The following is a 24,981-nucleotide window of genomic DNA, read 5'->3' on the forward strand; positions in this document are numbered from 1 at the left end:
TGTGGGCCGCCGCGGCGTCCCAATTTGAATTCACGAATTGTCACATCGCAAAGGCGGCGCCACCTGGCAGGCGAGTTTGTCGGTCATTGAGGGAATTATGTCGTTCCGCGCCCGGCCCGCTCGGCGCTAGATCGCTCCAGACTTGAAGGAGCCCTGCGATGTTGTTGCTGAAGCCCAATTGCGAGTGCTGCGACCGGGACCTGCCGCCCGCCTCGCCGCACGCGCGCATTTGCTCCTTCGAGTGCACGTTCTGCGCCGACTGCGTCGATCAGGTCCTGAACGGGGTCTGCCCGAACTGCGGCGGGAACTTCGCGCCGCGCCCGATCCGGCCGGTCTCGTTGCTGGCGAGCAGGCCGGCTTCGAGCGAGCGGGTGCTGGGAACTGGCGAGGCCTGTGTCGCGCGCAGGTCGGCGGCCTAGCTTTTGAGAGCTTCCCAGGCCTGACGGGCGGCGGTGAGGCGTTCTTCGGTGTTGGTGGCGATCTGGGTCTGGGCGTCGAAAGCCACGCCGGTCATGTCGCCGCGCCGCCAGCGCGTGCGCACGTCATAGACGACGCCGCCCTGAAGCTGCAGCACGACGAACCGTGGCGGCAGCGGATAGATCGATGAGATCTGCAACCGCGCGCCGCCCTTGCTGAGATCGACGATCGAGCAATCGGCCCAATGGGCCATGGCGGGGCCATAGAAGACCCGGGCCCGAAGGTTGGTGTCCTGGCGGGGGGATTCGCGACGGTCGATGTCGTTGAGGGCGCTCACGGGCTCTTCCTGACAGGAAACGCTTTCGGCTAGCTTAACCTTATCGTCTTCCCAAAGCGTTGAAAGCACACGAATTGTGGCGCGTGAAAAGGCGGCGCTTCGTCGCGTCCTAGGGTTGAGACGCTGAAAGTCCTTTAATCAGACCCTGCACGTAGGCGCGCATTCCGTCCGCCATTGAGACCGCGCCGCCGCTGAGCAACCACTGCAGGCGCAGCCCGTCCAGCACCGCCGTCATGTTGGCGGCCTCCAGGTCGGGGTCTAGGTCTGCCCGCAGATCGCCGGCTTGGGCGGCTTCGCGAAAAGCTTCGGCCAGCATCGCGCGGAAGCTCTCATAGCGCTGGACGAAATAGGCGTTGATCTCCGATCCGTCCTGCAGGTGCTCGGCCGAGAGCGTGACATCCAGCGCGGTCAGGATCGGATCGGCCTCCAAGTCGGCGCCAAACTCGGCCATTCGCAGCAACAGGGGCAGGCCGCGGGCGTCGCGAACCTGCTCCAAGGTCTCGTCTTGCTCGCGGTCGCCTTCCGCGATCACCGCCAGCAACAGGTGGTTCTTGGTGGGGAAATGATAGAGCAGGCCGGCGTCGGTCAGACCCGCCTCCTGGGCGATGGCGGCCAGGCTGGCGCCCTTGAAGCCCTGCCGCGAGAACAGGCGGCGTGCGGCCTCCAGCACCGCCGTGCGCCGGGCGCGGCCGCGCGGCTGCCGGGTTCCAGGTGGCGAAGATGTCATCAGATCATGCCGCGCTGCAGGTTGCGCAGCGGACGGAAGCTGATCGGGCGCAGCCGCTGGCCGGCCATCAGTTCGGCGGTTTGCCGGGACATGGCGCAGGCGTGGTCGTTCACCCGGATATGGGCCTGGGTGGTGTCGTAGCCGCGCAGTTCTGGGCCGTCATAGACCGGATGCAGATTGACCTCGGCGACACCGGGTTCCAGCGCGGGCAGGACCTGAGCCAGCAAGTCGGCGGTCGGTCTGCCCCATTCGGAGACGAACTCGTCGGGGAAGACCACGCCTCGCGCCAGGGCCTGCGCCCGGCACGGGAAGCCGAGCCTGGCCTCGAGGCCTGGTCCGACCATCCGCAGCGGCAGGGCGAACTCAAGCGCCATTTCCACATAGATCTCGAAGAACCGCGGATCGATCTGGTTGCCGCCCATATGGGAGTCGATGTGGGTGACATCGACGCCCCAGGAGATGGCCTGCTGGATCTGGGCGCGGCACTCGCGGCGCACATCCTCCGGATCGGCATGGCGCATGACATGGCCGACATTGGTCGGCAGGTAGCCGTCCTGGTCGTGCAGCGACCAGGCGCCGGTCAGCGAGCGCCACCGATAGCCGGGGTACTCGGCGGTCAGGGTCAGGTGGACGCCGACGTCGAGGCCCTGAAACATGTCCACCGCCTCCCGCGCCCAGGGGCAGGGGACCATCAGGGTGGCGCTGGTGGCCACGCCCTCGCGCATGGCTTCGAGGCAGGCCAGGTTCGCGGCGTGGCTGGAGCCGATGTCGTCGCAATTGACGATCAGCAGCCGCTCTTCGGGACCGTATCCGAGACGTTCGACAAGGCTCATCATCGCGCGGTCCTCAGTGGAAGTTCAGGCCGTGGGCGTTCAGCAATTCATCCAGCATTGGCGCGGCCACGTCGAGGTCGCCGACCAGCGGATGAGCGAGCAGGGCCTGGAGGGCGATGTCGCGGCTGCGGGTCATGGCCGCCTGGACCGTCAAGGTCTCGTGGGTCTTCACCGCCTGGACCAGGCCGCGATAGGCCAGCGGGATCTCACCGACCGGCAGGGCGGTGGCGCCCTGGGCGTCCACACGGCAAAGGGTTTCGACAGCGACGTCGTCAGGCAGGCTGGCGACCGCGCCCCGGTTCAGAGTGCTCATGACGATCTTCGTCCCCCGGTCGTTGCGGATGGCGTCCAGAGTGTCGAAGGTGACGCCGCTATAGCCTTCGCCGCCGCGCCGGATCAGGGCCGGCGGCTTGGTGTGGACGGCGGGGTCCGCGGCCTCGGCGAGGACCTCGGCCTCGATGTCCATGACGGCCTGGGCGCGTGTGCGGGACGCGGCTTGCAGTTCGGCCAGTTCGGCGCGGCGATGGAAATAGAGGTCTGCGTACTTCTCCACCGGGATCGCGCCGAGCAGGGGGGCGATCTTCAGGGCCGAGGCGAAGAGGGCGTTGTCGCCGTTGTAGGCTTGGGCCAGCCAGGCGATAGCCGCCGGCGTCACGTCCTCGCCCTTGACGGTGATGGCGTGGATGAAGCCCAGATGGTTCAAGCCGACACTGGCGATCTCGACGGCGCCGAATTGCGCGGCGAGCATGCTCCGGAGCCTGGCCTGCATGAGCGGAATGCTGGAACAGAGACCGACCAGCCTGGCGCTGGTGTGGTTGAGGACAGCTTCGGTGACCACCCCGCTGGGGTTGGTGTAGTTCAAGATCATCGCGTTCGGCGCGACCTCGGCGATCACCTGGGCGACCTGGATCATCACCGGGATGGTCCGCAGGGCCTTGAACATGCCGCCTGGCCCGGTGGTCTCCTGGCCGATCACGCCGTAGCGCAGCGGGATGGTCTCATCGATCTGACGGGCGGCCATGCCGCCGACGCGGATCTGGGTGACCACGAAGTCGGCGCCCTTGGCGGCGACAGCGAGGTCGGCGCTCTCGCGCACCGAGATATTCTGGCCACTCGCCTGCACCATCCGGCGGGTGAGGCCGGTCATGACCGCCAGGCGCTCGGGGTTGGAGTCGATCAGGCTGAGTTCGGCGATCCCGAGGTCAGGCCGCGCCAGCACGCCCTCGACGATTTCCGGCGTGTAGCTGCCGCCGGCCCCGACGATACACAGGCTGATTTCGGTCATGAGGCGGTCTCCAGGGCTTGGGCGAGGGAGGCGAATAGCGGGCGAGGGGGGCGCCCCATCTGGAAGGCGGCCAGCACCGCGGCGCCGACTTCCGGGGCCAGGGCGACGGGAACCTGGACCGCTTGGGGGCAAGCCGCCGCCAGTCGCGCCTTCAGAAGGTCTTGCAGGACCGCGCCGCCCTGATTGATGACGCCGCCGCCAAAGGCGATCTCGAACCGCCCCGCCATCCCGGCGGTCATGGCCTGGGCGGTGAGGACATAGTCGGCGACGGCCTGTTCGACGATCCGCGTCGCGGCCACATCGCCCTGTCGCCAGGCGTCGAAGACCACCGGGGCGATGGAGGCGCGGCGCGCCTTGGCGGCCGGCTCGCGGAAGAACCAGGCGGCGAAATCTCGCGCCTCCACTCGGCAATGCGCCAAGACCAGGTCACGCAGTTCGGTCGGCGGAGCCCGGCCGTCGATCATCCGCGCGGTGAGCGCGATGGTCGCGCGGCGCAGGTCGAAGACCTCGGCCACGTCGATGCTGTCATAGATGGCCTCAGCCCCGTAGGCGTCGCGGTGGGCGGTGGTAATCCCGCTGCCGTGCTGGACCAGAGCCGAGCGCTCGGCGGGCGAGGCGCCCCAGAGGGCGACCACGCCGTCATTGACCAGGGTCAGTCGTCCATGGAGGCCCAGCCGCTCAGCGATCAGCCGATGCTGCTGCGCCTGCTCGTCGGGATAGTCGACACCGCTCAAGCCGATGGCGAGGTGGGCGACATCGGCCAGGGTGACGCCCGCCTGCCTGCATAGGCTGGCGATCATCGGCTCGACGACCGAGTAGAACGGCTGATCGGGCAGGCCGACAATCGCCGCGCCGACGTCGCGGGCCTGGGCCAGGACCTGGCCTCGGGCGTTGCAAAGTACGCCCGCCGTCTTCGCGCCGCCGCTGTCGAGGCCGATGAAGATCATGTCCGCCCTGCCGCGCCTCAGGGTGCGCGAATAATTCTTGTGATCACTAAGTTTTTTATCAGCCGCCGAGCGGATGGCAAGATGCGGCGCGTGGGGGCTCGAAAAACTGTCGGGGGGATTAGACTTCGGGGGCTCCCGCAGGCGGCGCGCCTGGCGCATAAGCCCCGCCCATGATCAGCAGGATTGAGGCGGCGCTTCGCCGAGGCACGCCGGTTAGGTTCGGAGACGTTTGGCGGGCGGGACTGGGCAGCCTGCTCGGCATCGCCGTGACCGGCGTGCTGGCGCGGCTGTTCATGGGCGGCGACGCTCTGGCCGAGCCGTTGCTGGTCGCGCCGCTCGGCGCTTCGGCGGTGCTGTTGTTCGCTGTTCCCGCCAGCCCACTGACCCAGCCGAGAGCGGTGATCGGCGGCAGCATCCTGTCGGCCCTGGTCGGCGTGAGTTGCGCGAAGTTCGTGCCCGATCCGCTGTTGGCAGCCTCGCTCGCGGTGGCTGGCTCCATCGCGCTGATGTCGCTGCTGGGTTGCCTGCATCCGCCGGGTGGAGCGGTGGCCCTGACCTCGGTGATCGGCGGCGCGGCGGTGACCGATCTCGGATACGGTTTCGCCCTGGTCCCGGTCGGACTGGGCGCGGTGTTGCTGGTGGCCTGCGCCGTGGTGTTCAACACACTGGTCGGACGCTCCTACCCGCACCGCGTAAAGACGCCGGCCAGTCCGCATGCGACGGCCGACTCGATCCCGGACGAGCGTATCGGCTATCGGCCCGCCGACCTGGACAAGGCCCTGGCGCAGTATGGCGAATTGCTCGACGTCAGCCGCGAGGACCTGGACGCCCTGTTCCGCCAGGTCGAGCTTCAGACCCACAAGCGGCTGCATTCGCAGATTCTCTGCGGAGAAATCATGTCGTGCGACGTCGTGACCCTCGACGCCCATCAGAGCGCCGAGAGCGCCCTGGCGTTCCTGCGCCAGCACGACCTGAGGACCGCGCCGGTGATCGACGCCGAGCGGCGGGTGGTCGGTATGGCGCGGCGGGCCGAACTGCAGGCCGCGCGGGGCAGGCTGGTCGAAGCCGCGCTGGACCCCTTCGTCCACCGTGTCCGAGAGAAAACGCCTATCGAGGCCTTGCTGCCGCTGCTTTCCAGCGGTGCGGCGCACGAGGCGATGGTGGTGGATGAGAACCGGGTCCTGGTCGGGATCATCACCCAGACCGACCTGATCGCCGTGCTTTACCGCGCCCACATCGTCGAGGCCGTGGTGGCAGGCGGCGGCGCCTGACCGGGGATAAACGGTCTCCAACCGACAATTCGACCGGCTTGCACTAGAAACAGTGTCCGACCCCGTCGTATCGAGAGGCGCGCGGCTGAAGCCGCCGCGCACGGGTAACTTATGGAAGGACCAGGCTTTGGATGACGCTCTACGGCGCGCGGCGCTCGCCTATCACGAGTTCGGACGACCGGGGAAGCTGAGCGTAGAGCCCACCAAGCCGATGGCGACCCAGCGTGATTTGGCGCTGGCCTACTCGCCGGGCGTCGCGGCGGCCTGCGAGGCGATCGTCGAGAACCCTGACATGGCCGAACGCTTGACGGCGCGGGGCAACCTAGTCGCGGTGATCACCAACGGCACGGCGGTGCTTGGCCTGGGCAATATCGGGCCGCTGGCCTCCAAGCCGGTGATGGAGGGCAAGGCTGTCCTCTTCAAGAAGTTCGCCGGCATCGACGTGTTCGACCTGGAGGTGGACGCCACCGACCCGGCCCGCTTCATCGAGGTCGTCGCGGCCCTGGAGCCGACCTTCGGCGGCATCAATCTGGAAGACATCAAGGCGCCGGAGTGCTTCGCTATCGAGCGCGAGCTGCGTGCCCGGATGAAGATTCCGGTGTTCCATGACGATCAGCACGGCACGGCCATCGTCTGCGCCGCCGCGGTCCGCAACGCCCTGATGATCCAGGGCAAGAGCCTGGCCGATGTGAAGCTGGTCACCTCGGGCGCGGGCGCCGCGGCGCTGGCCTGCGTGGACCTGCTGGTCAGCATGGGCCTGCCGGCCGACAACGTGACCCTGACCGACATCAACGGCGTCGTGCACACGAACCGGGGCGACCTGACCCCGGAGCTGGCGCGCTACGCCCGGACCACCGACGCACGGCTATTGCCCGACGTGCTGGCGGGCGCCGACATCTTCCTGGGTCTCTCGGCGCCTCGGGTGCTGAAGAAGGAATGGCTGCCGCTGCTGGCCAAGAACCCGGTCATCATGGCGCTGGCCAATCCCGAGCCGGAAATCCTGCCCGAGGACGTGATGGCGGTGCGGCCCGACGCCATCATGGCGACCGGCCGGTCCGACTATCCGAACCAGGTCAACAACGTCCTCTGCTTCCCGTTCATCTTCAGGGGCGCGCTGGATGTCGGCGCCACCGAGATCAACGAGGCGATGAAGCGGGCCGCCGCCGAGGCCATCGCCAATCTCGCCCGCGTCGAGGCGAGCGAAGTGGTGGCGAGCGCCTATGCCGGCCAGGTCCCGCTGTTCGGCCGCGACTACGTGATCCCCAAGCCCTTCGATCCCCGGCTGATCCTGGAGATCGCGCCAGCGGTGGCCCAGGCGGCGATGGATTCCGGCGTCGCGCGCCGGCCGATCGCCGACTTCGAGGCCTATCGCCGCGAACTGGAGCAGTACGTCTATCGCTCCGGCCAGCTGATGCGGCCGGTGTTCACCCGCGCCCGCGAATGCAAGCGCCGCATCGCCTTCGCCGAGGGCGAGGACGAACGTGTGCTGCGCGCCGTGCAGACGGTGGTCGACGAGCAGTTGGCGCGCCCGGTGCTGGTGGGCCGGCGCGAGATCGTCGAGGCCAAGATCCGCGAGCTCGGCCTGCGGCTGACGCTCGACCAGGACATCGAGGTGTTCGATCCCTTCACCGATCCGTCGGTGGCTGAGATGACCGCCGAGTACCGCGCTATTGTCGAGCGTCGGGGCACCCCGCCTGCGGCGGCGATGCGTCGGGTCACCAGCCGGCCGACCGTGACGGCGGCCATGCTGCTGCGCCGGGGAATGGTGGACGGCGCCCTGGTCGGCGGCAGCGGCGACTGGTGGCGGCACTTCACCTACGCCCTGCCGATCGTGCCGGCGCGACCTGGCGTGTCGCGGATCTCGGCCTTGTCGGGTGTGATCATGCCGAAGGGCGCGCTGTTCTTCTGCGACACCCACGTCAATGTCGATCCGACCGCCGAGCAGCTTGCGGAGGCCACCATCCTGGCCGCCGAGGCGGTGCGCGGCTTCGGAATCACGCCGAAGGTGGCGTTGCTCTCGCACTCCAGCTTCGGCTCGAGCAATTCTCCCTCGGCTCGCAAGATGCGCCAGGCCTTGGCCTATGTCCGCGATCTCGCGCCCCAACTCGAAATCGACGGCGAGATGCACGGCGACGCCGCGCTGAGCGGAGAGGTGCGGTCGCGCTATGTCTCGGACGGGGCCTTCGCGGGCGAGGCGAACCTGTTGATCGCCCCGTCGCTGGACGCCGCGAACATCGCGCTCACCCTACTGAGCGCGGCGACCGACGGCCTGCAGGTTGGGCCGTTGCTGCTGGGCCTCGAGCGGCCGCTGCACGTCCTGAACCCCACGGCGACGGCGCGCGGGATCGTCAATATGACGGCGCTGGTCGCGACCCAGTCCATGGTCGAGGGCTAACGCCAGGGCAGGGGACGCCGGCTGGTGTCCCCTGCCACCGGCCCGAACACGCCCATGTCGGTTTACCTAGGGCGCACAATGTCCGATGGGTAGGATCCGATCCTTCCGAAGGCCGAAGCACCATGACCGATACCCCGGACAAACCCGAGCCGACGGAAGAAACGCCGATCCAGCGCGCCCTGCGCATGAAGAAGGCGAGCATCGAGGCCAAGCCGAAGCCGCCGCGCGGCGGACGCTTCCAACGCGAGCAGGCCGCGGCCGCTCAGTCATCTTCGAAGTCCAAGCCCTGGATGTCTCGCTAGGGCCAGGCGTCAGGCTGGCGGGCTCTTCGGTAGCACCGCCAGCAGGCGGTCGATGTCGTTCATGTCGTTGAACACCGCCAGCGAGATCCGGAACCGGTTTTGCGACACCGTCATGCGGATGTCGGCCTTTTGCAGCAGGTCGCCCAGTTTCCGCCGGGCGTCCTTCAGCGCGAACCCTACCAATGCTGTCCGGGAACCCAGCGGCGTCAGCGGCTCGTAACCCCGCCGGCGCAGTTCGCTTTGCAGGGCGTCGGCCAGGGGCTGGCGCGCGGCCTGGAGGTTCGCCACCCCCAGTTGGTTGATCCAGGTCAGGCTGTGGTCGAGTTGGACCACGCCGGTCCATGAGGTCGTGCCCATCCCGAACAGGCCGGTCGCATTGGATTGCGCGGTGGCGTCAACGACGCTGTCGCCCGGCGGATCGTAGGGCAGGACGTGGCTCTGGAAACTGGCGACCTGGTGATAGCCCCACCAGGGCCTTGTGAGCTGGTCCTGGATCTCCTTGCGGACATAGAGAAAGCCCAGGCCGAAATCGCCCATCAGCCACTTGTAGGAAGACGAGGCGGCGAAATCGACGCCGGCCGCCCGCAGATTGGTGGGCGTTGAGCCGGCCGCGTGGACGATGTCGGCATAGACATAGGCGCCATGGGCGTGAGCCAGGTCGCAGACGCGCTTCAGGTCGTGTTCGAAGCCGTTGACGGTCGAGACCAGGCTGATCGCGACCAGCTTGGTCTTGTCATTCACCGCCGCCTCCATCTGGTCCATGTCGATGGCGCCCTCGGCGGTCATGGGCAGGGTCACGACATCGACGCCGGCCTTGCCCAGTTCGCCGTAGGTGTAGAACGAGCCGAAGAAGTGCAGGGCGTCGGTGACGATCCGCCCGCCGGCTTGCGGAAAGCCCAGGGCCTGGAGGACCAGGTTCTCGCCCATGGTCGTGGACTGGATGAAGCACAACTCGTCGGGCTCGGCGCCGACCAGGGCGCCGAACTGGGCGAAGACGTTCTTTTCCTTGTCGTCCATGCTGTAATTCGGCGTCGTGCCGTCGCGGGTCTTGTAGCGGAGGTACTCCTCCAACGCCGCCCGCGCGCCGAGCGGCATCGGGTGGGTGGAGCCGGAGTCGAGATAGGTGAACGGCATCGCGGCGAAGGCGGCCTTGGCCGGCGATGCGCCGAGTTTTCGGGGCGCCGCGGCGGCCATGGCGATGGAGGGCGCGGCGGTCGCCGCCGCCACCAGGGCTCTGCGTGTGAAGGTCATGGGCGTTTCGGTTCGATCAGATTTCGGGGGCGTGGCGCCAGGCGCCAAGCCTATCGCCGCGCGGCCGCATTATCTTGTCGTTCTAACCCTGCGGGCCGCGCGCCCTTAGATAGCTTATTCAAGGCCCGCGAGGGCGTGATCCAGGAAGGGTGCGATTGTGAAGGCAAGGTTGGTCATCCTGTCCGTGGCGATGGCGCTCGGCGGGCTGCAGGCGCCTGGCGCGGCCTTCGCCCAGCGCGATCCCACCGGTAGGTGGGACGCGCGTGAATTTCCCCGCGAGCAGCGCGAGCAGCGCCTGCGCGCTTGCGCCGACTACAAGAAGGAAGTCCGTGAGAAGGCGATGACCACTTCCCCGGTCGTTCCTCGCGCCGCGCCGCCGGAACGACCGCCCTGTGGTCGCCTGAAGCCCTGAGCGCGCGGCGGCGATGGCGTTAGTTGTCGTGCAATCTGAGATTATCCGTTTCCCCGATATTCCCTTTGGTTGAGTATCGGCTGTCGCGGAGACTGCATTGGTCCGCGCGCCGCGATCAGGTGGGCGTAGATGCGAATTTTCAAGCTTTCGGGTCTCTTCGTGGCGGGTCTGAGCGTTCCCGGCTGGAGCTTTGCTCAGGAGCGTGATCCGACCGGCCGCTACGATGTCCTGGAGCCCGCCGAGCATATCGAGGAGATGCTGGAGCCTGACGTCCGCGCCCTGACAGGCAGGCTCTTCACAGTCGATCTCTCATTGGCCGGGGCCTTTTCGACCAACGCCGGTCAGACCAGTTCGGCCCCGGTGAAGACCGGCGTCGCCACCCCCAGCGTCGCGATCCGAGCCGTGCCGGTCTCGCTTGGAACCTGGGAGGTGCGCGGCGGCTTGACCGCCGACGGCGACTATCTGACGGGCGACTACAACGATCGGTTCGGGGAGGGGCGCCTGGAGGCGCGGGGCTCAGCCGAGCGCAGCCTGGGCCCGGGCGACCTGAGGATCGGGTATCGAGTCCAGGGCGGCTTCTCGAACGACTTCGCTGAGCGTGCCTATACCCTGCAGGTCGGCAGCGTCGCCTATACCGCCAACATCCAGGCGTTGCGGGCCGAGGTGTCGGCCGAACACCAGGCTTCGGACGTGGCGAATCTTCGCCGGACCCGGGTCACGAGCCTTGTGGCCTATCGGCTCCCCGGGCAGCAGTTCGGACACGACATCACGCTCGGCGCCATGCTGCAGTTCTCCGACTTTCGGGCCGGCGACAATCGCAATCGCAACGATGTCAGCGCCCAGATCTCGCTGGGCGCGGCGAGGGCGTTCTCAAACGGGGTGTCGCTTGGCTGGTTCGCGGCGTTCACGCACCGTTTTTCGAACCGCGAGCAATCGCGTTTCACCGAATTCGATATCGGGCCGACGCTCAGCAAGACGTTCTGATCTGCTCAGACTTTGAGGGTTTCGGAGGCGGTGAGGGCGGGCCAGACCTATCGCCTGCCGAGCAAATCCTTGCGGCCTGTCCCGGCGAGCGCGAATACTCCCGTCATTATCAAGAAGCCTGGCGACCTGGCCAAAACTCATAGGGACGGCAAACTCATGATCAGCACCCGCATTACCGATATGTTCGGCATCGAGACGCCAATTGTCATGGGCGGAATGACCGGCGTCGGCTACGCGCCGCTGGTGGCGGCCGTGGCTAACGCCGGCGCACTGGGCTTCATCGTTGCGCACCATTCGCCTTCGGCCGAAGAGCTCTGGAAAGAAATCCAGCGCTGCCGCGACCTCACAGACAAACCCTTCGGCATCAATCTGACGCTGTTGCCGTCGCTCAATCCCATTCCCTACGACGAGTATCGGCAGGCCATCATCGAGTCCGGGATCAAGATCGTCGAGACCGCCGGCCGTAACCCCACCGATCATTTGCCGGACTTCAAGGCGAACGGTGTGAAGGTCATTCACAAATGCACCTCGGTCCGCCACGCGGTGACCGCTGTGCGATCCGGGGTCGACGTGGTCTCGATCGACGGGTTCGAATGCGCCGGTCACCCGGGTGAAGATGATGTCGGCATCGTCGTGCTGTTGCCGGCGACGGTGGACGCGGTCGACGTTCCGGTGATCGCCTCGGGCGGCATGGCCGATGGTCGCGGCCTGGCGGCGGCCCTGGCCTTGGGCGCCGACGGCGTCAACATGGGCACGCGCTTCATGGCGACCCAGGAATGCGCCATCCATGAAAACGTGAAACGCAAGATTGTCGAAAACACCGAGCGCGACACCCTGCTCACCAATCGCACCCTGCGCAACACCAGCCGCGTCGCGCGCAACGCCGTGTCCGAGGAGGTGGTGCGAATCCAGCAGGACGCCAGCAAGACGATCGACGACGTCCGTCACTTGGTGGCCGGCATTCGCGGCCGCACCAATGTCATGGGCAAGGGCGACACCGACGACGGCATCTGGACGGTCGGTCAGAGCCAAGGCCTCATCCATGACATCCCGACCGTGGCCGAGATGGTCCGCGACGTGAACCGTCAGGCCGAGGAGTGCCTCACCCGCGGCGCGCGGCGCGTGACGGTCACGAACCTTCAACCCGCCTGAGGAAGGTCGCGGCCTGCGCGTCGAGGACGACAAAGGGCGCTGGCCGGAGACATGTATGTGGAAAGGGGAGGGGCGGTGTAGGCCGCCCCTTAGCCCGGTTTGGTGGGGGTGAGCGAGATATCGACCATGATCTCGGCCGAGATTTCCTCCAGCGCCGCTTGAACCGTCTCCGCCGCTAGCGTGGGCGGCAACCTCAAACGTGCGTCCATGTGGAATAGCGGGGCGCCCGAGTGGGGCTCGACGCTGATGCGCGTATCGAAGTCTTCGATGTTCGCGTCGAGACGGCTCAGCACCGCCGTGACCTGGTGAACGATCCCTGAGCGGTCCTGGCCGACCAGGCTGAACTGAACCGTAGCGCCCGCAGCTTGCGTTTCATCGATCGCCGGGGAGATCCGGACCTCAAGACCCTGAGAGTCGACCTCGCGTATCGCCGCGCGCAACGCATCAACGCTGTCGCTATCCAGTTCGATCAACACCGATCCGACATAGAGACCGCCAAGCCGGCTGAGATGGCTCTCAAGCCAGTTGCCGCCAGCCGAAAGGACCGCGGCCGCAAGCGCCTGGGTAAGGCCGGGCCGGTCGCTGCCGACGATGCTCAAGATCAAGGTGGCCATATGCGACTTTCAAAAGGACCGACGAGGGCGGGCGGGGGCGCCATGATCGGCCATGGGTTGGTGCGTAGACAAGCAAGCATATCGCTTGCGCGGCGATCCTCGCCCGAATGATTTGAGTGAACGGGCCACGCGCTCGATCCGCCCGTCAATCCCCAGCCGGTGGCTAGGCGCCCGCGCCGCGATCAGCCTGGACTAGGCGCCGCACCTAACAGCCGTCGTTGTTGCCGAGCGCCTTCACCCTAAGGGTGCAACCATTTGCCCCAGGGACTCTTAGCTGAAGAGTGGAGGATAAGGTCCTTCTCTGCAAACTATTGGGATTATTAGGTTACGAGAATGGATCGGCAAAACGGAGTTGCACACCCAGAGGGTGTCGACAACACGACACATAGCGAACTGGCGGTGAATCAACCCATCAGGAGTTCGCTGTGGGACGCTATAGAATCCGACGCCACCAGATCTCTACAGTGCCTGATCGACGCGCTGCCCGACCCCGTGGTGATCAAAGACGCAGCCCACCGATGGGTGGCGGTCAATGCAGCGGTGTGCGCCCTGGCCGGCCGATCACGCGAGGAAATCGTAGGCCGTACGTCTTTCGACTTCTTTCCCGAGTCTCAGGCAAGGACCCAGTGGGCGGCTGACGACGAGGTGTTGGCCAGAGGCGGTGAAGCTGACTGGAGCGCGACGCTGCGCGCGCCTACGGGGAAGCTATATCAAGTTAGATCCCGTAACCGACGGCTGACCCTAGGAGCGCCCCCCAACGAGGCTGCATTCGTGCTGTCGACGGTGGAGGATGTCACGCAAGCTCACGAGGCTGAGCTTATGCTGCGCGAGAGCGAAGAGAACTACCGCTATACATTGGAGCTTAGCCCTCAAATTCCGTGGACGGCCCGACCTGACGGGGTAATTCTCGAAATCGGGCCGCGGTGGGAAACGCAGGTGCGGATGAGCCTCGACGAGGCGGCCGTCGGCGGATGGATCACCGCCCTGCATCCCGAGGATCTTGGCCCGACGCTTGACCTGTGGGCCAAGTCGCTCGCCACCGGCGAACCCTTTGACTTCCAGTGTCGCCTCGCCACGCCACGCGGTGATTATCGCTGGATTCGCGCTTGGGCCGCGGCGCGCCTCAGCCCCCAGGGAGAAATCCTGCGTTGGTACGGCACGCTCGAAGACATCCATGATCGAAAGTTGGCCGAGGCCGCCCTGGAGGTGAGTGTTCAGGAGTTTCGGGATCTCACCGGCTTCTCCCCCGTGATGATCTGGGTCAGCAACGAGACTGGGGCGACCACATTTCTGAATCAGTTGTGGTTTGAAACAACTGGGCAGGCGCAAGCTGAAGCCCTCGGGGCGGGATGGCTTGCCGCCGTCCATCCAGACGATCGCGGGGCGGTCGCAAAGGCCTTTGAGGAAGCTGCGGCCTGCGCGAAGCCCTTCCGGTCCGAGTACCGGCTCAGGCACGTTTCGGGGAACTGGCTCTGGGTCATCGACGCCGGCGAGCCGCGGTTTACTGCCGGGGGAGATTTCATCGGCTATGTCGGCACCGTGCTCGACATCACCGAGCGGCGACTGGCGGAGGCCGAGGCTCATAGAGCCGCCGCGCGCCTCTCCACCGTGTTGGAAAGCACCACCGACTGCGTCATCGGCGTCGACCGTTATGGCCAGATCAATTACCTGAACCGGAATGCGGAAATTAAGCTTGCGGCCTGCGAGCCCGAGCTGGGAAAAAAGCTCGGCGAGCTCTTTCCCGAGGAGCGCGGCGGCATCTTTAGTGAGCGCCTCGCCGAGGCTTTTGCAAGCCAGAGCACCGTGTCGTTCGAGTCTTATCTGCCGGCCCTGGACGAGTGGCTCGAGGTCCACGCCCACCCGACGAGCGAGGGACTTTCGCTCTTCTTCCGCAACATCACCGAACGTCGGCTGGCCGAGCAAGAGCGGCTGATCGTTCAAGAGAAAATCGCGCACATGGCGCGACACGACGCCCTGACGGGGCTGCCGAACCGGCTGTTCTTCAATGAAGCCCTGGGCAGGATCCTTGCCGAAGGTCGCGCCAAGCGAAAGACAGCCGTCCTGTTTCTAGATCTCGACAGCTTCAAGGAAGTCAACGACACCCTCGGGCATGCGGAGGGCGACGCACTTTTGCAGCTCGTAGCCCAGCGTCTAAAAAGCAATATCAGGGCCTCGGACACCGTCGCTCGGTTTGGCGGCGACGAGTTCGCCATTGTTCAGGCCGACATCCGTCGGCCCAGCGACGCCGTCGATTTGGCCGAGCGAATTATCAAGGACCTCGCCGAACCCTTCGACCTGGATGGCAATCTCATCTTCATGGGGGTCAGCATCGGGATCGCGCTTGCTCCGAAGGACTCAGAGCTGCCCAAGGAGCTGCTGCGGGCGGCCGATACGGCGCTTTACCGGGCGAAGGCGGAGGGACGCGGCGCCTATCGTCTTTTCGAGGCAGGGATGCACGAACGTCTGAAGGAGCGTCAGGCGATGAAGCTCGCATTGCACGGCGCGCTCAGCCGTGGCGAATTCGAGGTGCACTATCAACCGCTGGTCAACCTTCGCACTGGGAAGATCACCTGCTTCGAAGCGCTCGTGCGCTGGCGCCATCCCGAGCGGGGCTTGATTCCTCCAGCCGAATTCATTCCGGTGGCTGAGGAAAATGACTTCATTACATCGATCGGCGCCTGGGTGCTTAGCCAGGCCTGCAAGGCTGCCGCCAGTTGGCCGAGCGACATCGATGTCGCGGTCAACCTGTCGCCCCTGCAATTTCGCGGGCGAAGCTTGGTGAGCATGGTGACCCAGGCGCTCATGGAAGGCGGGCTTGAGCCGCGGCGCCTTCAACTGGAGATCACCGAGTCGGTCATTCTGCACGAGAGCAGCACCAACTTGGGTATCTTGAGCGAGCTCCGTCGCCTAGGCGTGCGTATCGCCTTGGACGATTTTGGCACCGGCTATTCCTCGCTGAGCTATCTGCGCCACTTCCCGGTCGACAAGATCAAGCTTGATCGCTCCTTCGTGAGTGATCTTCCAGCAGGGAGCGGCGCCAGGGCCATCGTCCGCGCCGTGGCGGGGCTCGCCGCCGGCCTGAGCCTCGCCATGACCGCCGAAGGCATTGAAACCGCAGATCAAGTCGAGGCGCTGCTGGAAGAGGGCTATAGCGAAGGGCAGGGATACTATTTCAGTGTTCCAGTGCCCGCCGACCGTGTCGCGGCTTTGATCGCGGCGAACGCGGTGTCGTCTGACGGTTCCAGCATCGTCCACTAGGGCGACGATTACTTGGTGGGATCAAGCCGAAGATCCTGTGTGCTGAAGGCGAACACGTAAAGTATCTAGTTTCCTGCGGTCTGATTGCCCGAACCTGTTCAAACGGGCCGCGCGATGTACCGCCTGCGCGTTTATATAACAACGTTATAGAAACCAATTCGTGGGTTTATACTGCGCGTTAACCGGCGAGGCCATCCATGGTGCCCATTCATTGTTTCAGGTGGGACTATGCGCGGTTCAGTATCAGCTAAGTTGCTCGTCACAGCTGGGGCCTCGATCGGCACTCTGTTGGTCGGTGCTGCGCTTGTCCTCGGTCAACAAAGCCAATCGACTGTAACGACGCTTTCAAATCGCTACCAACAGGCGGCGGGTGAGGCGGCCGCTGGCGAAATCGGTGTTCGTCTGGGGCGGGTGGAAGCCGCCGCGCGGAGCATGGCGTCGGCGATCAGCACGACCCATAAACTTGGCGGGCGTGATCGCGGGGCGGTAGTCGAGCTCCTGAAGCCAAACGCCCTGTCCTCCGATCTCGTGATGGGCAGCTGGTTCTTCGCTGCCCCGAACGCTTGGGACGGCCAGGACGTCGCGAATGCCGGCCGTAAGGATCTTGGATCCAACAGCACCGGCAACTTCATGCCGTATCTCGCCCGAGACGGCGAGACGCTGACTATCGAGCCGCCCGAGAACGCAGATGTCTATGACGAGGAGTTCTACGCCGGCGCCGCGAAGTCGGGTCGAGCGATCATAACCGAGCCCTATCCCTACGAGGTCGGTGGAAAGACCGTTTTGATGACATCGGTTGCCTTCCCGGTGATTTCGGAAGGGAAGTTCCTCGGTGTGGCTGGCCTCGATATCGCGCTTGATGACCTCGCCAAGAGCTTGGAGGCGTTGCGGCCCTATGGCGACGGTCGGGTGATGCTCCTGTCGTCTGGGGGCAAGTGGGTCGCACACCCCGATGCGTCCCAGCGCATGCAGACATACAAGGATGTTGGGCTTGAAGACGTCAAACGCGCGCTCGCCGAGGGCAAGGTCGCTCGCATCGCCGATGTGATCGTCAACAAGGTCTCCATGGAGCGCCAAGTGACGCCCGCGCGCCTCGCCGGACTCGATTCGACGTGGGGCGTGGTGGTGGATGCGCCGACCAAGACGGTCGAAGCGCCCGCCCGAAACCTGTTGATGATGGTCGTCGTGGGCGGCCTTCTTATGTTGGGAGCCGTGCTAGGGGCGTTGTTCCTGGCGGTGCGCGCCTTCGTCCAGCGCCCTCTTGCCGGGGCCACGGAGTCGGTCGCGCGCCTAAGCAAGGGCGACTACGAACAACCCGTCGAAGGTACGCGATCAGCTGATGAGCTTGGTACGATCGCTCGCGCGTTGGAGAGCTTGCGCCACGAGCTGCAGAGCGGTCGGGTGGCCCGCCGAGAGCAAGAGGAGCTGCGTGCGAGCAGCGAAGCTGAACGGCACGCGAATGCTCAAGCTCAGGCTCAAGCCGCGAACGATATCGCGCTTGTCGTCGACCACCTCGCCAAGGGGCTGGCCAGCCTCTCCCAGGGCGACCTGATGGCCCGTGTGCACGCGGACGTCCCGCCGGCCTATCGGCAGCTGAAGTCGGACTTCAACGACGCCATGGCGAAATTGCAGCAGGCGATGACGCACGTGGTCGCCAACGCTAGCAGCATCGGCTCAGGCGCCGGTGAGATCAGCCACGCCGCCGACGACCTGTCCAAGCGCACCGAACAGCAGGCGGCGAGCCTGGAGGAGACGGCGGCTGCGCTCGACCAGATCACCGCCACCGTGAAACGGACGGCCGAGGGCGCCAACCACGCCAGGGCGACCGTGGCCGAGGCCAAGGCGGCCGCCGAGTGCAGTGGGGACGTTGTCACCAGAGCCATCGCCGCGATGTCTCAGATCGAGGCCTCGGCGTCCGAAATTGGCAACATCATTAGCGTCATCGACGAAATAGCCTTCCAGACCAACCTGCTGGCGTTAAACGCCGGCGTCGAAGCCGCGCGCGCTGGTGAAGCTGGCAAAGGATTTGCTGTCGTCGCCTCGGAAGTCCGTGCGCTTGCTCAGCGCTCGGCGGAGGCCGCCAAGGAGATCAAGGTGCTGATCAGCGTCTCCTCGGATCAAGTTGGAACCGGGGTGAAGCTCGTGGGCGAGACTGGGCGGTCGCTCAGCCAGATCGTGGCCCAGGTGTCGGAGATTACAGGCGTGATCGGCGAAATCGCGGCCTCCGCCCAGGAGCAGGCCGTTGGTCTTCAGCAGGTCAACATGGCCGTCAATCAGATGGATCAGGTGACGCAGCAGAACGCCGCCATGGTGGAGCAGTCCACTGCCGCGAGCCATGCCCTCGCCCGAGAAAGCGAAGAGCTGTCTCGGCTGATGGGGCAGTTCCGCATCTCGGAGACTTCACAGGCTTCACCGGCGCGGGCGCAGCAAGAACGGCTCGCCCGATCCTTCCGCGGCGCGGCGTAGGTCGCCACGTTCCATCCGGCCCGCCGCCGCTCATGTGCTTGAGCGGCGGCCGGGCCGGCAGGTTGGGTCCGGTGTGGTGACTGAAACGGGGCGTCGCTAGGCGGTAGCGGGGCCGCGATATCGCGCGCGGCGCATCAGCCAGCCAATTCACCGTTCTAGACGCTGTTCAAATTTTTGATTGAAACTGGTCGGGTGGTCGAGCCGTGCTCAACCTATTGTTTTCCACCAGATTTTGGTGGGTGCAGTAGGATTCGAACCTACGACCCGCTGATTAAGAGTCAGCTGCTCTACCAACTGAGCTATGCACCCGAACCCGTTACGCCATAAGGCCTTTCGGGAAATCCGATCAGGGTCTGGAGAGATCGTTTCAGGCGATCTTTCGTCGGCCCCCGCTCGGGAGGCGTTCTACTAGCCGCCCTTTTCGAGCTTTGCAAGCGAAGCTGACGCAACAGCGCCCTCCGATGTGAATTTCCATGACGATTGGAAAATTTCCCCAACAAATCAAGGGCTCGCCCGCGAGGCGTCAGGCGCCCAATATGGGGTTGTCGGGGCCAGAGTTATGTTCCTGATTCAACTAAACAGACTCGCCGGCAGGAACTAGGAACGTGCCTGGACGCGAGCGGCTTGAGGAGAAACCATGGCTAGGCGAGATCTCACCGGAGCGGTGGATTTTAAGTACCTGGAGGACTTCACCGCCGGCGACGGCGAGGTGATCGACGAGGTTCTCAGCCTTTTCCGCGAACAGGCGGCGATCTGGTCGAACCTGCTCGATCCCGAGGTCGACGGCTGGCGCGACGCTGTCCACACCATCAAGGGGGCGGCGCGCGGAATCGGCGCCTTCCACCTGGGTGACGCCTGCGCGCTCGCCGAGGCGGAAGGGCCAGGTGGCCTTGATGCTGTCCGCAACGCCATGGACGCCGCCCTGGGGGACGTCGCGGCCTATGCGCATGAGCGCGCGCTTCAGTCGTTGCGCACGCCGCGTAGCTGATCCCAGACGCCGAACTCATAGGCGATGCACCGGTCGATCAAGGTGCGCCAGACCGGTTCGGCGATCTCCTCGGAGAGGCCGGCCTCGCGGGCGGCGGCCTTGACCTTGGTGACCACATCCTCGATCCGGGCGGTGTCGAGAACCGCGTGGCGATCGACCTTGATGCGGGCGGCGGCGTCCATGTAGCGCTGGCGTTCAGCCAGCATGAGCACCAGGGCGCGGTCCAGAGCGTCCACGCCCTTGCGGACGTCGAGCATGGTCTCGCAGTCGGCCGGAAGCGGCCGATCGTCAGTGATGATATTCATAGGGTTCTAGGACTAAATCCCAGCGCCGTTGTCCAGCGCCCTGAGCGCCATTTCGTGCGCTTCGGCCTCGGCGGCGATCCAGTTGATGAAGGCCTTCACCTGCGGCAGCCGGCCCTTGGCCTTGGGATGGACGACGTAATAGGCGAAATCGACAGCGGTCGCGATCTGCAGCGGAGTGATCAGCCGGCCGGCGTCAAGGTCGGCCTGGGCCAGGGTGCGCTTGGCCAGCGCGACGCCACGACCATTCACCGCGGCTTCGATCACCATGCTGGACTGATTGAAGCGCGGGCCACGCGCGCCATCGACGCCGCGCAGGCCGCGGGCGGCCAGCCACATGGTCCAGTCAGGGCAACTGTCGTCCGGCTCGGGCGAACCGTCGTGCAGCAGGATGTGGTTGGCGAGATCGGCGGGAACGTTGAGCGGGTTCGTCGCGGCCAGGCTCGGGCTGAGGACGGGAATCACGGTCTCGCCGATCAGCCGGCGAACCTCGAGCCCGGGATAGCGGCCGGCGCCGTAGCGAATCGCGATGTCCACCTCGCCGGCGGTCAGGTCCACAAGCTCCAGCCCGGCCGACAGCCAGACGTCGACGTGGGGATTGAGTTCCTCGAACCGGCCGAGTCGCGGCACCAGCCACTTGGCGGCGAAGGATGGCGCGGCGGTCAGGGTCAGGCGGCGACCATCGACGGCGGCGGTCAGCATCGAGGCGGCCTCGGCCAGTCGATCGAAGGCCTCGCGCAGGGCGGGTAGGGCGGTCTGGGCCGCGTCGGTCAGCAACAGGCCTTTGGGCGTGCGCTTGAACAGCGCGGCGCCCACATAGTCTTCGAGGTTCTGGATCTGTTGGCTGACAGCGCCAGGCGTCACCGACAGCTCGTCGGCGGCTCGTGAGAAATTCAGGTGACGCGCAGCGGCCTCGAACGCCCGCAAGGCGTTGAGGGGCGGCAATCGGCGGCGGTCCGCGTTACGCTCCATCGAGTTTTCCTGACACCCCCGGCAGAAGTACTTGGGTTGCGAATTGGGCCTTCTACGACCAATTTGCAACTGTTCGCCGAGGTATCGGCCCTTTTCTTCGGCGGATAATGCGGTGGGACGGGCGCGAGCTCGTCCCTCACTAATTTTCCAGTTCAGCGTTTAGAGAAGCTAAAAACGATGTCGCCTCGCAAGCCCAAAAATGAGGAGAGCAAGCGTCTCGTCCTCCTGGGCGGTGATCGCAAGCGTCCGATTGGCGCGGTCTGGCTGGTGGGCGCGGGTCCCGGCGACCCCGAATTGTTGACGATCAAGGCGCTGAAGGCGTTGCAGGCGGCCGAAGTGGTGGTCCACGACGGCCTGGTTTCCGACGAGATATTGGCCTTGGCGCCGAGCGGCGCGCGGCTGATCTGCGTGGCCAAGCGCAAGTCGCGCCATTCCTACGCCCAGGAAGAAATCAACCGCATGCTCGTGGCGTTCGCCCAGGAAGGCCTGAACGTCGTGCGCCTGAAGGGCGGCGACCCGTTCATCTTCGGCCGTGGCGGCGAAGAGCTGGAAGCCTGCCGCGAGGCCGGCGTGGAATGCCATGTGGTGCCGGGCGTCACCGCGGCCCTGGCCGCCAGCGCCAATGCCGGTGCGCCGCTGACCCATCGCGGTTCGGCCCAGGCGGTGACCTTCGTCACCGGCCACGCCGCCGCTGGCTCTGAACCCGATCTGGACTGGGAGAGCCTGGCCAAGGCCAACCAGACCGTCGTGATCTATATGGGCGTCTCTACCGCCGCCGGGATTTCCGGGCGGCTGATCGCCGCTGGCCGGGGCGGATCGACCCCCGCCTTGATCGTCGAGAACGCCAGCCGCGCCGATGAGCGCCGCATCGTCACCACTCTCGCGGGCCTGCCGCAGGCAGCTTCCGATGTCGCCGGGCCCGCCCTGCTGATCGTCGGCGAGGCGATGGCGCTGGCCCAGTCCTCGGACATTGAAATTGTCTCACAAGTCGAAGCTCGGGGCCGCGAGCGGGGAGTGAAGTTATGAAAGCCTTGACGGGCAACCGCCTCACCGATGGTGATGTCGTGTTCTGGCGGGCCGGCGCGTGGGTTGAGCGTTTCGTGGACGCCGAACTCTTTGCCGACGCCGAGGCGGGGGAGGCCGCGGAGGCTTCCGCCAAGAGCCAGCAGACCGTGATTGTTGATCCCTATCTGATCGACCTCGTCGAGAGCGAGGGTCTGTGGGCGCCGCTTAGCTATCGCGAACGGCTGCGTGCTCTCGGGCCGACCAATCACCTGCATCATGGCAAGCAGGCCGAGGGCGGAGCCGCCATCGAGGCTCTGCAACACGCCTCCGGCGCGGCCCGCTCGACCGGCCGCGTTAACCTGATCAAGCGATAAGAGGGGGAGGGCATGTATCAGTACGACACCCTCGATAAGGAATTCCTGGCCGACCGGGCCGCAGAGTTCCGTGAGCAGGTCGCTCGCCGGCTAGCCGGCGAAATCACTGAAGACCAGTTCAAGCCGATCCGGTTGATGAACGGGCTCTATCTTCAGCTCCACGCCTACATGCTGCGTGTCGCGATCCCCTATGGCTCGCTGAACCCGGTGCAACTGCGCGTGCTGGCCGATATCGGTCGCAAGTACGACAAGGGCTACGGCCACTTCACCACGCGCCAAAACCTGCAGTTTCACTGGATCAAGCTGGCCGATACGCCGGAGATTCTTGACGCCCTGGCGGCGGTGGACATGCACGCCATTCAGACCAGCGGGAACTGCATCCGCAACACCACCTCCGACCCCTATGCAGGGGCCACGGCGGAAGAGATCGACGATCCGCGTGTGTGGGCCGAGGCGATCCGCCAATGGTCCAGCCTGCATCCGGAATATTCCTTCCTGCCGCGCAAGTTCAAGATCGCCATCACCGCGGCGGCCAAGGACCGGACGGCGGCCAAGGTCCACGATATCGGCTTGATGCTGCGTCGCGGGCGCGACGGGACCATGGGGTTCGAGGTTATCGTTGGCGGCGGCTTGGGGCGTACACCCTATGTCGGTCCTACGATCAAGGAGTTCCTGCCTGCCAACCGGCTGCTGTCCTATCTGGACGCCATACTGCGCGTCTTCAATCGACACGGGCGCCGCGACAACAAGTACAAGGCGCGGATCAAAATCCTGGTCTCGGCTCTGGGCGCGGTGGAATTCGCCCGCCAGGTCGAGGAGGAATGGGCCAAGGTCGGAACCGTCGGTGACCTGCCCGACACCGAGATCGCCCGTATCCGCGGCGCCTTCGCGCCAACGGCCTTCGACACGTTGATCAATCGCTCGGAAGCTTTCGAGGCGGCGAAGGCCGCTGATCCGGGGCTGGCGCGGTTTGCTCGCAATAACCTGCGTGAGCACAAGCGCGCCGGCTACACGATCGTCGAGATCTCGCTGAAGGGGATCGGCGACACCCCTGGCGACGCCACATCCGACCAAATGGACGTCGTCGCCGATCTGGCCGAACGCTATGGCCAGAACGACGTCCGTGTGACCCATGAGCAGAACCTGGTCCTGCCGCACGTGAAGCTGGACGACGTGCCCGCTGTCTACGCCGCATTGAAGGCCGCGGGCATCGGCACGCCGAACATCAACCTCATCTCCGACATCATCGCCTGCCCGGGGCTCGATTACTGCGCCCTGGCTAACGCCCGCGCGATCCCCATCGCCCAAGACATCGCCCGCACCTTCGCCGACCAGGACCGCGCCGAGCTGATCGGCGAGCTGAAGATCAAGATCAGTGGCTGCATCAACGCCTGTGGCCACCACCATGTGGGCCACATCGGCATTCTGGGCGTCGATAAGAAGGGCGAGGAGTTCTACCAACTCACCCTGGGCGGCTCGGGCGCCGAGGACGCTGCCGTGGGTTCGGCGCTCGGTCCGGCGCTGCCTGCCGACCGCGTGGCGCCGGCCATCGACATCCTGGTCGATGTTTATCTGCGTGAACGCGCCGAGGGCGAACGATTCCTGGACACCTTCCGCCGCACTGGCGTCGCTCCCTTCAAGGAGGCTGTCTATGCCGACGCGCATTAAGCTGATCGACGGCCAATTCTCACTGGTCGAAGACCCCTACACCCACGTGAGCGATGATCAGGACCTGCCTCGCGGAGACCTGATCATCTCGCTGACCCGGTTCCAGAACGAGGGCGAGCGCCTGTTGTCCGAAGGCCGCGCGGTCGGCGTGCGCTTGGAGCCAGCCGAGGAGGTCGAGGTTCTAGCCTATGACCTTGCGCGCTTGGCGGTGGTGGCCGTGGCCTTCCCCAAGTTCAACGACGGCCGCGGCTACACGGCCGCACGGCTACTGCGCGAACGCTACGACTTCAAGGGCGAGATCCGCGCCGTGGGCGATGTTCTGCGTGAGCAGGCCGGCTTCATGGTCCGGGTCGGCATCGACGCTTTCGAGCCGGCCGACGGTTCAACGCCCGAGCAGTGGGCCCACGCGGCCCACCGTCAACGCCACGTCTATCAGCGCGCCGCGGATCTTCGGACCCCGGCCTTCGCTGAACGGGAGTAGCAGAGCATGGCTTTCGATCAGGTCGAGCGTCCCTCGCTGGCGGCGCGCCTAGATGCGGAACTAAGGCACGCCCATCCGGTGACCGTGCTGGAGTCGGCCGTCGAGGCCTTTGGCGACAAGCTCGCCATGGTCTCGTCCTTCGGGGCGGAGTCGGCGGTGCTGTTGCACATGATTTCCAGGATCAAGCCGGACACCCCGGTGCTGTTCCTCGACACCGGCATGCTGTTTGGCCAGACGCTCGACTATCGAAAGAACCTGGCGGCACAGCTTGGCCTGACCCAGGTGCGCGATCTGCGCCCGCTCTATACCGACCTGGCGGTGGCCGATCCCGACGCCAAGCTGTGGCAGACTGACACCGACGCCTGCTGCAACGTCCGCAAGGTGCTGCCGCTGGACCACGCCCTAGCTGAGTTCGATGCTTGGATCACAGGGCGCAAGCGCTTCCACGGCGGCGACCGGCTGTCGCTGCCGGTGGTCGAGCCGGCTGACGCCCAAGTGAAGTTCAATCCGCTAGCCAACTGGGGCAAAGCAGAATTGGAC

The 24,981-nt window shown here is 65.6% G+C and carries 24 protein-coding genes and 1 tRNA gene; 15 read left to right on the forward strand and 10 right to left on the reverse strand.

Annotation, left to right across the window (positions count from 1 at the left end; genetic code table 11):
* The first annotated feature begins 158 nt into the window (after positions 1–158).
* Positions 159–419, forward strand: coding sequence for a DUF1272 domain-containing protein (locus tag Q7T84_RS03290; protein WP_304806277.1), 261 nt, complete (start codon positions 159–161; stop codon positions 417–419).
* Here Q7T84_RS03290 and Q7T84_RS03295 read toward each other — a convergent pair.
* From Q7T84_RS03295 to Q7T84_RS03315, 5 genes are all read right to left on the reverse strand, one after another.
* Positions 416–754, reverse strand: coding sequence for a PilZ domain-containing protein (locus Q7T84_RS03295; RefSeq protein ID WP_304806278.1), 339 nt, complete (start codon positions 752–754; stop codon positions 416–418). The two genes, Q7T84_RS03290 and Q7T84_RS03295, sit on opposite strands and share 4 nt — an antisense overlap.
* Before the next feature lie 109 nt (positions 755–863).
* Positions 864–1,481 (reverse strand): TetR/AcrR family transcriptional regulator, encoded by a 618-nt coding sequence (locus Q7T84_RS03300; RefSeq protein WP_304806279.1) that lies wholly within the window; start codon positions 1,479–1,481, stop codon positions 864–866.
* Positions 1,481–2,317 (reverse strand): polysaccharide deacetylase family protein, encoded by an 837-nt coding sequence (locus tag Q7T84_RS03305; RefSeq protein ID WP_304806280.1) that lies wholly within the window; start codon positions 2,315–2,317, stop codon positions 1,481–1,483. Before Q7T84_RS03305 ends, Q7T84_RS03300 begins: the two co-directional genes overlap by 1 nt.
* 10 nt (positions 2,318–2,327) lie before the next feature.
* Positions 2,328–3,599, reverse strand: a complete 1,272-nt coding sequence (locus Q7T84_RS03310) for a hypothetical protein (protein ID WP_304806281.1) — start codon at positions 3,597–3,599, stop codon at positions 2,328–2,330.
* Positions 3,596–4,546, reverse strand: coding sequence for an N-acetylglucosamine kinase (locus Q7T84_RS03315; RefSeq protein WP_304806282.1), 951 nt, complete (start codon positions 4,544–4,546; stop codon positions 3,596–3,598). The genes Q7T84_RS03310 and Q7T84_RS03315 overlap by 4 nt, the downstream gene beginning before the upstream one ends.
* A 170-nt stretch (positions 4,547–4,716) precedes the next feature.
* Between Q7T84_RS03315 and Q7T84_RS03320 the strand changes: the two genes are divergently transcribed.
* The 3 genes from Q7T84_RS03320 (at position 4,717) to Q7T84_RS03330 (ending at position 8,514) form a co-directional block, all read left to right on the forward strand.
* On the forward strand, positions 4,717–5,817 hold the full coding sequence (locus Q7T84_RS03320) for an HPP family protein (RefSeq protein ID WP_304806283.1): 1,101 nt from the start codon (positions 4,717–4,719) through the stop codon (positions 5,815–5,817).
* Positions 5,818–5,944: 127 nt separating this feature from the next.
* Positions 5,945–8,212 (forward strand): NADP-dependent malic enzyme, encoded by a 2,268-nt coding sequence (locus tag Q7T84_RS03325; protein WP_304806284.1) that lies wholly within the window; start codon positions 5,945–5,947, stop codon positions 8,210–8,212.
* A 122-nt stretch (positions 8,213–8,334) separates the two neighbouring features.
* Complete coding sequence (locus Q7T84_RS03330) at positions 8,335–8,514, forward strand: hypothetical protein (RefSeq protein WP_304806285.1); 180 nt, start codon at positions 8,335–8,337, stop codon at positions 8,512–8,514.
* A 9-nt stretch (positions 8,515–8,523) separates the two neighbouring features.
* Here the strand turns inward: Q7T84_RS03330 and Q7T84_RS03335 are convergent, their stop codons facing one another.
* Complete coding sequence (locus tag Q7T84_RS03335; RefSeq protein ID WP_304806286.1) at positions 8,524–9,765, reverse strand: aminotransferase class V-fold PLP-dependent enzyme; 1,242 nt, start codon at positions 9,763–9,765, stop codon at positions 8,524–8,526.
* A gap of 169 nt (positions 9,766–9,934) precedes the next feature.
* Here Q7T84_RS03335 and Q7T84_RS03340 point away from each other — a divergent pair, with 169 nt between their 5' ends.
* From Q7T84_RS03340 to Q7T84_RS03350, 3 genes are all read left to right on the forward strand, one after another.
* Positions 9,935–10,177: a hypothetical protein gene (locus Q7T84_RS03340; RefSeq protein WP_304806287.1), complete on the forward strand. Its 243-nt coding sequence runs from the start codon at positions 9,935–9,937 to the stop codon at positions 10,175–10,177.
* Positions 10,178–10,306: 129 nt separating this feature from the next.
* A complete protein-coding gene (locus Q7T84_RS03345; RefSeq protein ID WP_304806288.1) occupies positions 10,307–11,161 on the forward strand; it encodes a hypothetical protein in 855 nt (284 codons plus the stop codon).
* A 30-nt stretch (positions 11,162–11,191) separates the two neighbouring features.
* Positions 11,192–12,313 (forward strand): NAD(P)H-dependent flavin oxidoreductase, encoded by a 1,122-nt coding sequence (locus tag Q7T84_RS03350; protein WP_370653610.1) that lies wholly within the window; start codon positions 11,192–11,194, stop codon positions 12,311–12,313.
* An 89-nt stretch (positions 12,314–12,402) separates the two neighbouring features.
* Here the strand turns inward: Q7T84_RS03350 and Q7T84_RS03355 are convergent, their stop codons facing one another.
* Complete coding sequence (locus Q7T84_RS03355; RefSeq protein ID WP_304806289.1) at positions 12,403–12,927, reverse strand: glycine cleavage system protein R; 525 nt, start codon at positions 12,925–12,927, stop codon at positions 12,403–12,405.
* Positions 12,928–13,260: 333 nt separating this feature from the next.
* Between Q7T84_RS03355 and Q7T84_RS03360 the strand changes: the two genes are divergently transcribed.
* Together Q7T84_RS03360 and Q7T84_RS03365 are read left to right on the forward strand one after the other, a co-directional pair.
* Positions 13,261–16,185, forward strand: a complete 2,925-nt coding sequence (locus Q7T84_RS03360) for an EAL domain-containing protein (protein WP_304806290.1) — start codon at positions 13,261–13,263, stop codon at positions 16,183–16,185.
* 228 nt (positions 16,186–16,413) lie between these two features.
* Positions 16,414–18,651, forward strand: a complete 2,238-nt coding sequence (locus tag Q7T84_RS03365; RefSeq protein ID WP_304806291.1) for a methyl-accepting chemotaxis protein — start codon at positions 16,414–16,416, stop codon at positions 18,649–18,651.
* 233 nt (positions 18,652–18,884) lie between these two features.
* On the opposite strand, the gene Q7T84_RS03370 is transcribed toward Q7T84_RS03365, so the two are convergent.
* A tRNA-Lys gene (locus tag Q7T84_RS03370) sits at positions 18,885–18,960 on the reverse strand.
* 328 nt (positions 18,961–19,288) lie between these two features.
* On the opposite strand from Q7T84_RS03370, the gene Q7T84_RS03375 reads away from it, so the two are divergent.
* Complete coding sequence (locus Q7T84_RS03375; protein WP_304806292.1) at positions 19,289–19,639, forward strand: Hpt domain-containing protein; 351 nt, start codon at positions 19,289–19,291, stop codon at positions 19,637–19,639.
* Here the strand turns inward: Q7T84_RS03375 and Q7T84_RS03380 are convergent.
* Positions 19,612–19,944, reverse strand: coding sequence for a chorismate mutase (locus tag Q7T84_RS03380; protein WP_304806293.1), 333 nt, complete (start codon positions 19,942–19,944; stop codon positions 19,612–19,614). The genes Q7T84_RS03375 and Q7T84_RS03380 overlap by 28 nt on opposite strands.
* Positions 19,945–19,956: 12 nt before the next feature.
* A complete protein-coding gene (gcvA, locus tag Q7T84_RS03385; RefSeq protein ID WP_304806294.1) occupies positions 19,957–20,913 on the reverse strand; it encodes a transcriptional regulator GcvA in 957 nt (318 codons plus the stop codon).
* A gap of 177 nt (positions 20,914–21,090) precedes the next feature.
* On the opposite strand from gcvA, the gene cobA reads away from it, so the two are divergent.
* The 5 genes from cobA to Q7T84_RS03410 all read left to right on the forward strand — a co-directional run.
* Positions 21,091–21,939: a uroporphyrinogen-III C-methyltransferase gene (gene cobA, locus Q7T84_RS03390; protein WP_304806295.1), complete on the forward strand. Its 849-nt coding sequence runs from the start codon at positions 21,091–21,093 to the stop codon at positions 21,937–21,939.
* Positions 21,936–22,292, forward strand: coding sequence for a DUF2849 domain-containing protein (locus tag Q7T84_RS03395; protein ID WP_304806296.1), 357 nt, complete (start codon positions 21,936–21,938; stop codon positions 22,290–22,292). The genes cobA and Q7T84_RS03395 overlap by 4 nt, the downstream gene beginning before the upstream one ends.
* 12 nt (positions 22,293–22,304) lie before the next feature.
* A complete protein-coding gene (locus Q7T84_RS03400; RefSeq protein ID WP_304806297.1) occupies positions 22,305–23,960 on the forward strand; it encodes a nitrite/sulfite reductase in 1,656 nt (551 codons plus the stop codon).
* Positions 23,944–24,441, forward strand: a complete 498-nt coding sequence (locus Q7T84_RS03405; protein WP_304806298.1) for a DUF934 domain-containing protein — start codon at positions 23,944–23,946, stop codon at positions 24,439–24,441. The genes Q7T84_RS03400 and Q7T84_RS03405 overlap by 17 nt, the downstream gene beginning before the upstream one ends.
* A gap of 6 nt (positions 24,442–24,447) precedes the next feature.
* Positions 24,448–24,981: phosphoadenylyl-sulfate reductase (locus Q7T84_RS03410; RefSeq protein ID WP_304806299.1), on the forward strand; the 534-nt coding region annotated here is incomplete at its 3' end.

The sequence above is a fragment of the Phenylobacterium sp. genome, assembly GCF_030654915.1.
In the GTDB taxonomy this organism is placed as follows: Bacteria; Pseudomonadota; Alphaproteobacteria; order Caulobacterales; family Caulobacteraceae; genus Phenylobacterium.

Excerpts from the sequence above, each read along its gene's own strand:
- cobA (WP_304806295.1), top strand. The coding sequence starts at position 21,091 with ATGTCGCCTCGCAAGCCCAAAAATGAGGAGAGCAAGCGTCTCGTCCTC.
- Q7T84_RS03305 (WP_304806280.1), bottom strand. The coding sequence starts at position 2,317 with ATGATGAGCCTTGTCGAACGTCTCGGATACGGTCCCGAAGAGCGGCTG.
- Q7T84_RS03405 (WP_304806298.1), top strand. The coding sequence starts at position 23,944 with ATGCCGACGCGCATTAAGCTGATCGACGGCCAATTCTCACTGGTCGAA.
- Q7T84_RS03345 (WP_304806288.1), top strand. The coding sequence starts at position 10,307 with ATGCGAATTTTCAAGCTTTCGGGTCTCTTCGTGGCGGGTCTGAGCGTT.
- Q7T84_RS03360 (WP_304806290.1), top strand. The coding sequence starts at position 13,261 with ATGGATCGGCAAAACGGAGTTGCACACCCAGAGGGTGTCGACAACACG.
- Q7T84_RS03400 (WP_304806297.1), top strand. The coding sequence starts at position 22,305 with ATGTATCAGTACGACACCCTCGATAAGGAATTCCTGGCCGACCGGGCC.
- Q7T84_RS03330 (WP_304806285.1), top strand. The coding sequence starts at position 8,335 with ATGACCGATACCCCGGACAAACCCGAGCCGACGGAAGAAACGCCGATC.
- Q7T84_RS03355 (WP_304806289.1), bottom strand. The coding sequence starts at position 12,927 with ATGGCCACCTTGATCTTGAGCATCGTCGGCAGCGACCGGCCCGGCCTT.
- Q7T84_RS03315 (WP_304806282.1), bottom strand. The coding sequence starts at position 4,546 with ATGATCTTCATCGGCCTCGACAGCGGCGGCGCGAAGACGGCGGGCGTA.
- Q7T84_RS03290 (WP_304806277.1), top strand. The coding sequence starts at position 159 with ATGTTGTTGCTGAAGCCCAATTGCGAGTGCTGCGACCGGGACCTGCCG.
- Q7T84_RS03375 (WP_304806292.1), top strand. The coding sequence starts at position 19,289 with ATGGCTAGGCGAGATCTCACCGGAGCGGTGGATTTTAAGTACCTGGAG.
- Q7T84_RS03395 (WP_304806296.1), top strand. The coding sequence starts at position 21,936 with ATGAAAGCCTTGACGGGCAACCGCCTCACCGATGGTGATGTCGTGTTC.
- Q7T84_RS03310 (WP_304806281.1), bottom strand. The coding sequence starts at position 3,599 with ATGACCGAAATCAGCCTGTGTATCGTCGGGGCCGGCGGCAGCTACACG.
- gcvA (WP_304806294.1), bottom strand. The coding sequence starts at position 20,913 with ATGGAGCGTAACGCGGACCGCCGCCGATTGCCGCCCCTCAACGCCTTG.
- Q7T84_RS03365 (WP_304806291.1), top strand. The coding sequence starts at position 16,414 with ATGCGCGGTTCAGTATCAGCTAAGTTGCTCGTCACAGCTGGGGCCTCG.
- Q7T84_RS03320 (WP_304806283.1), top strand. The coding sequence starts at position 4,717 with ATGATCAGCAGGATTGAGGCGGCGCTTCGCCGAGGCACGCCGGTTAGG.
- Q7T84_RS03380 (WP_304806293.1), bottom strand. The coding sequence starts at position 19,944 with ATGAATATCATCACTGACGATCGGCCGCTTCCGGCCGACTGCGAGACC.
- Q7T84_RS03300 (WP_304806279.1), bottom strand. The coding sequence starts at position 1,481 with ATGACATCTTCGCCACCTGGAACCCGGCAGCCGCGCGGCCGCGCCCGG.
- Q7T84_RS03335 (WP_304806286.1), bottom strand. The coding sequence starts at position 9,765 with ATGACCTTCACACGCAGAGCCCTGGTGGCGGCGGCGACCGCCGCGCCC.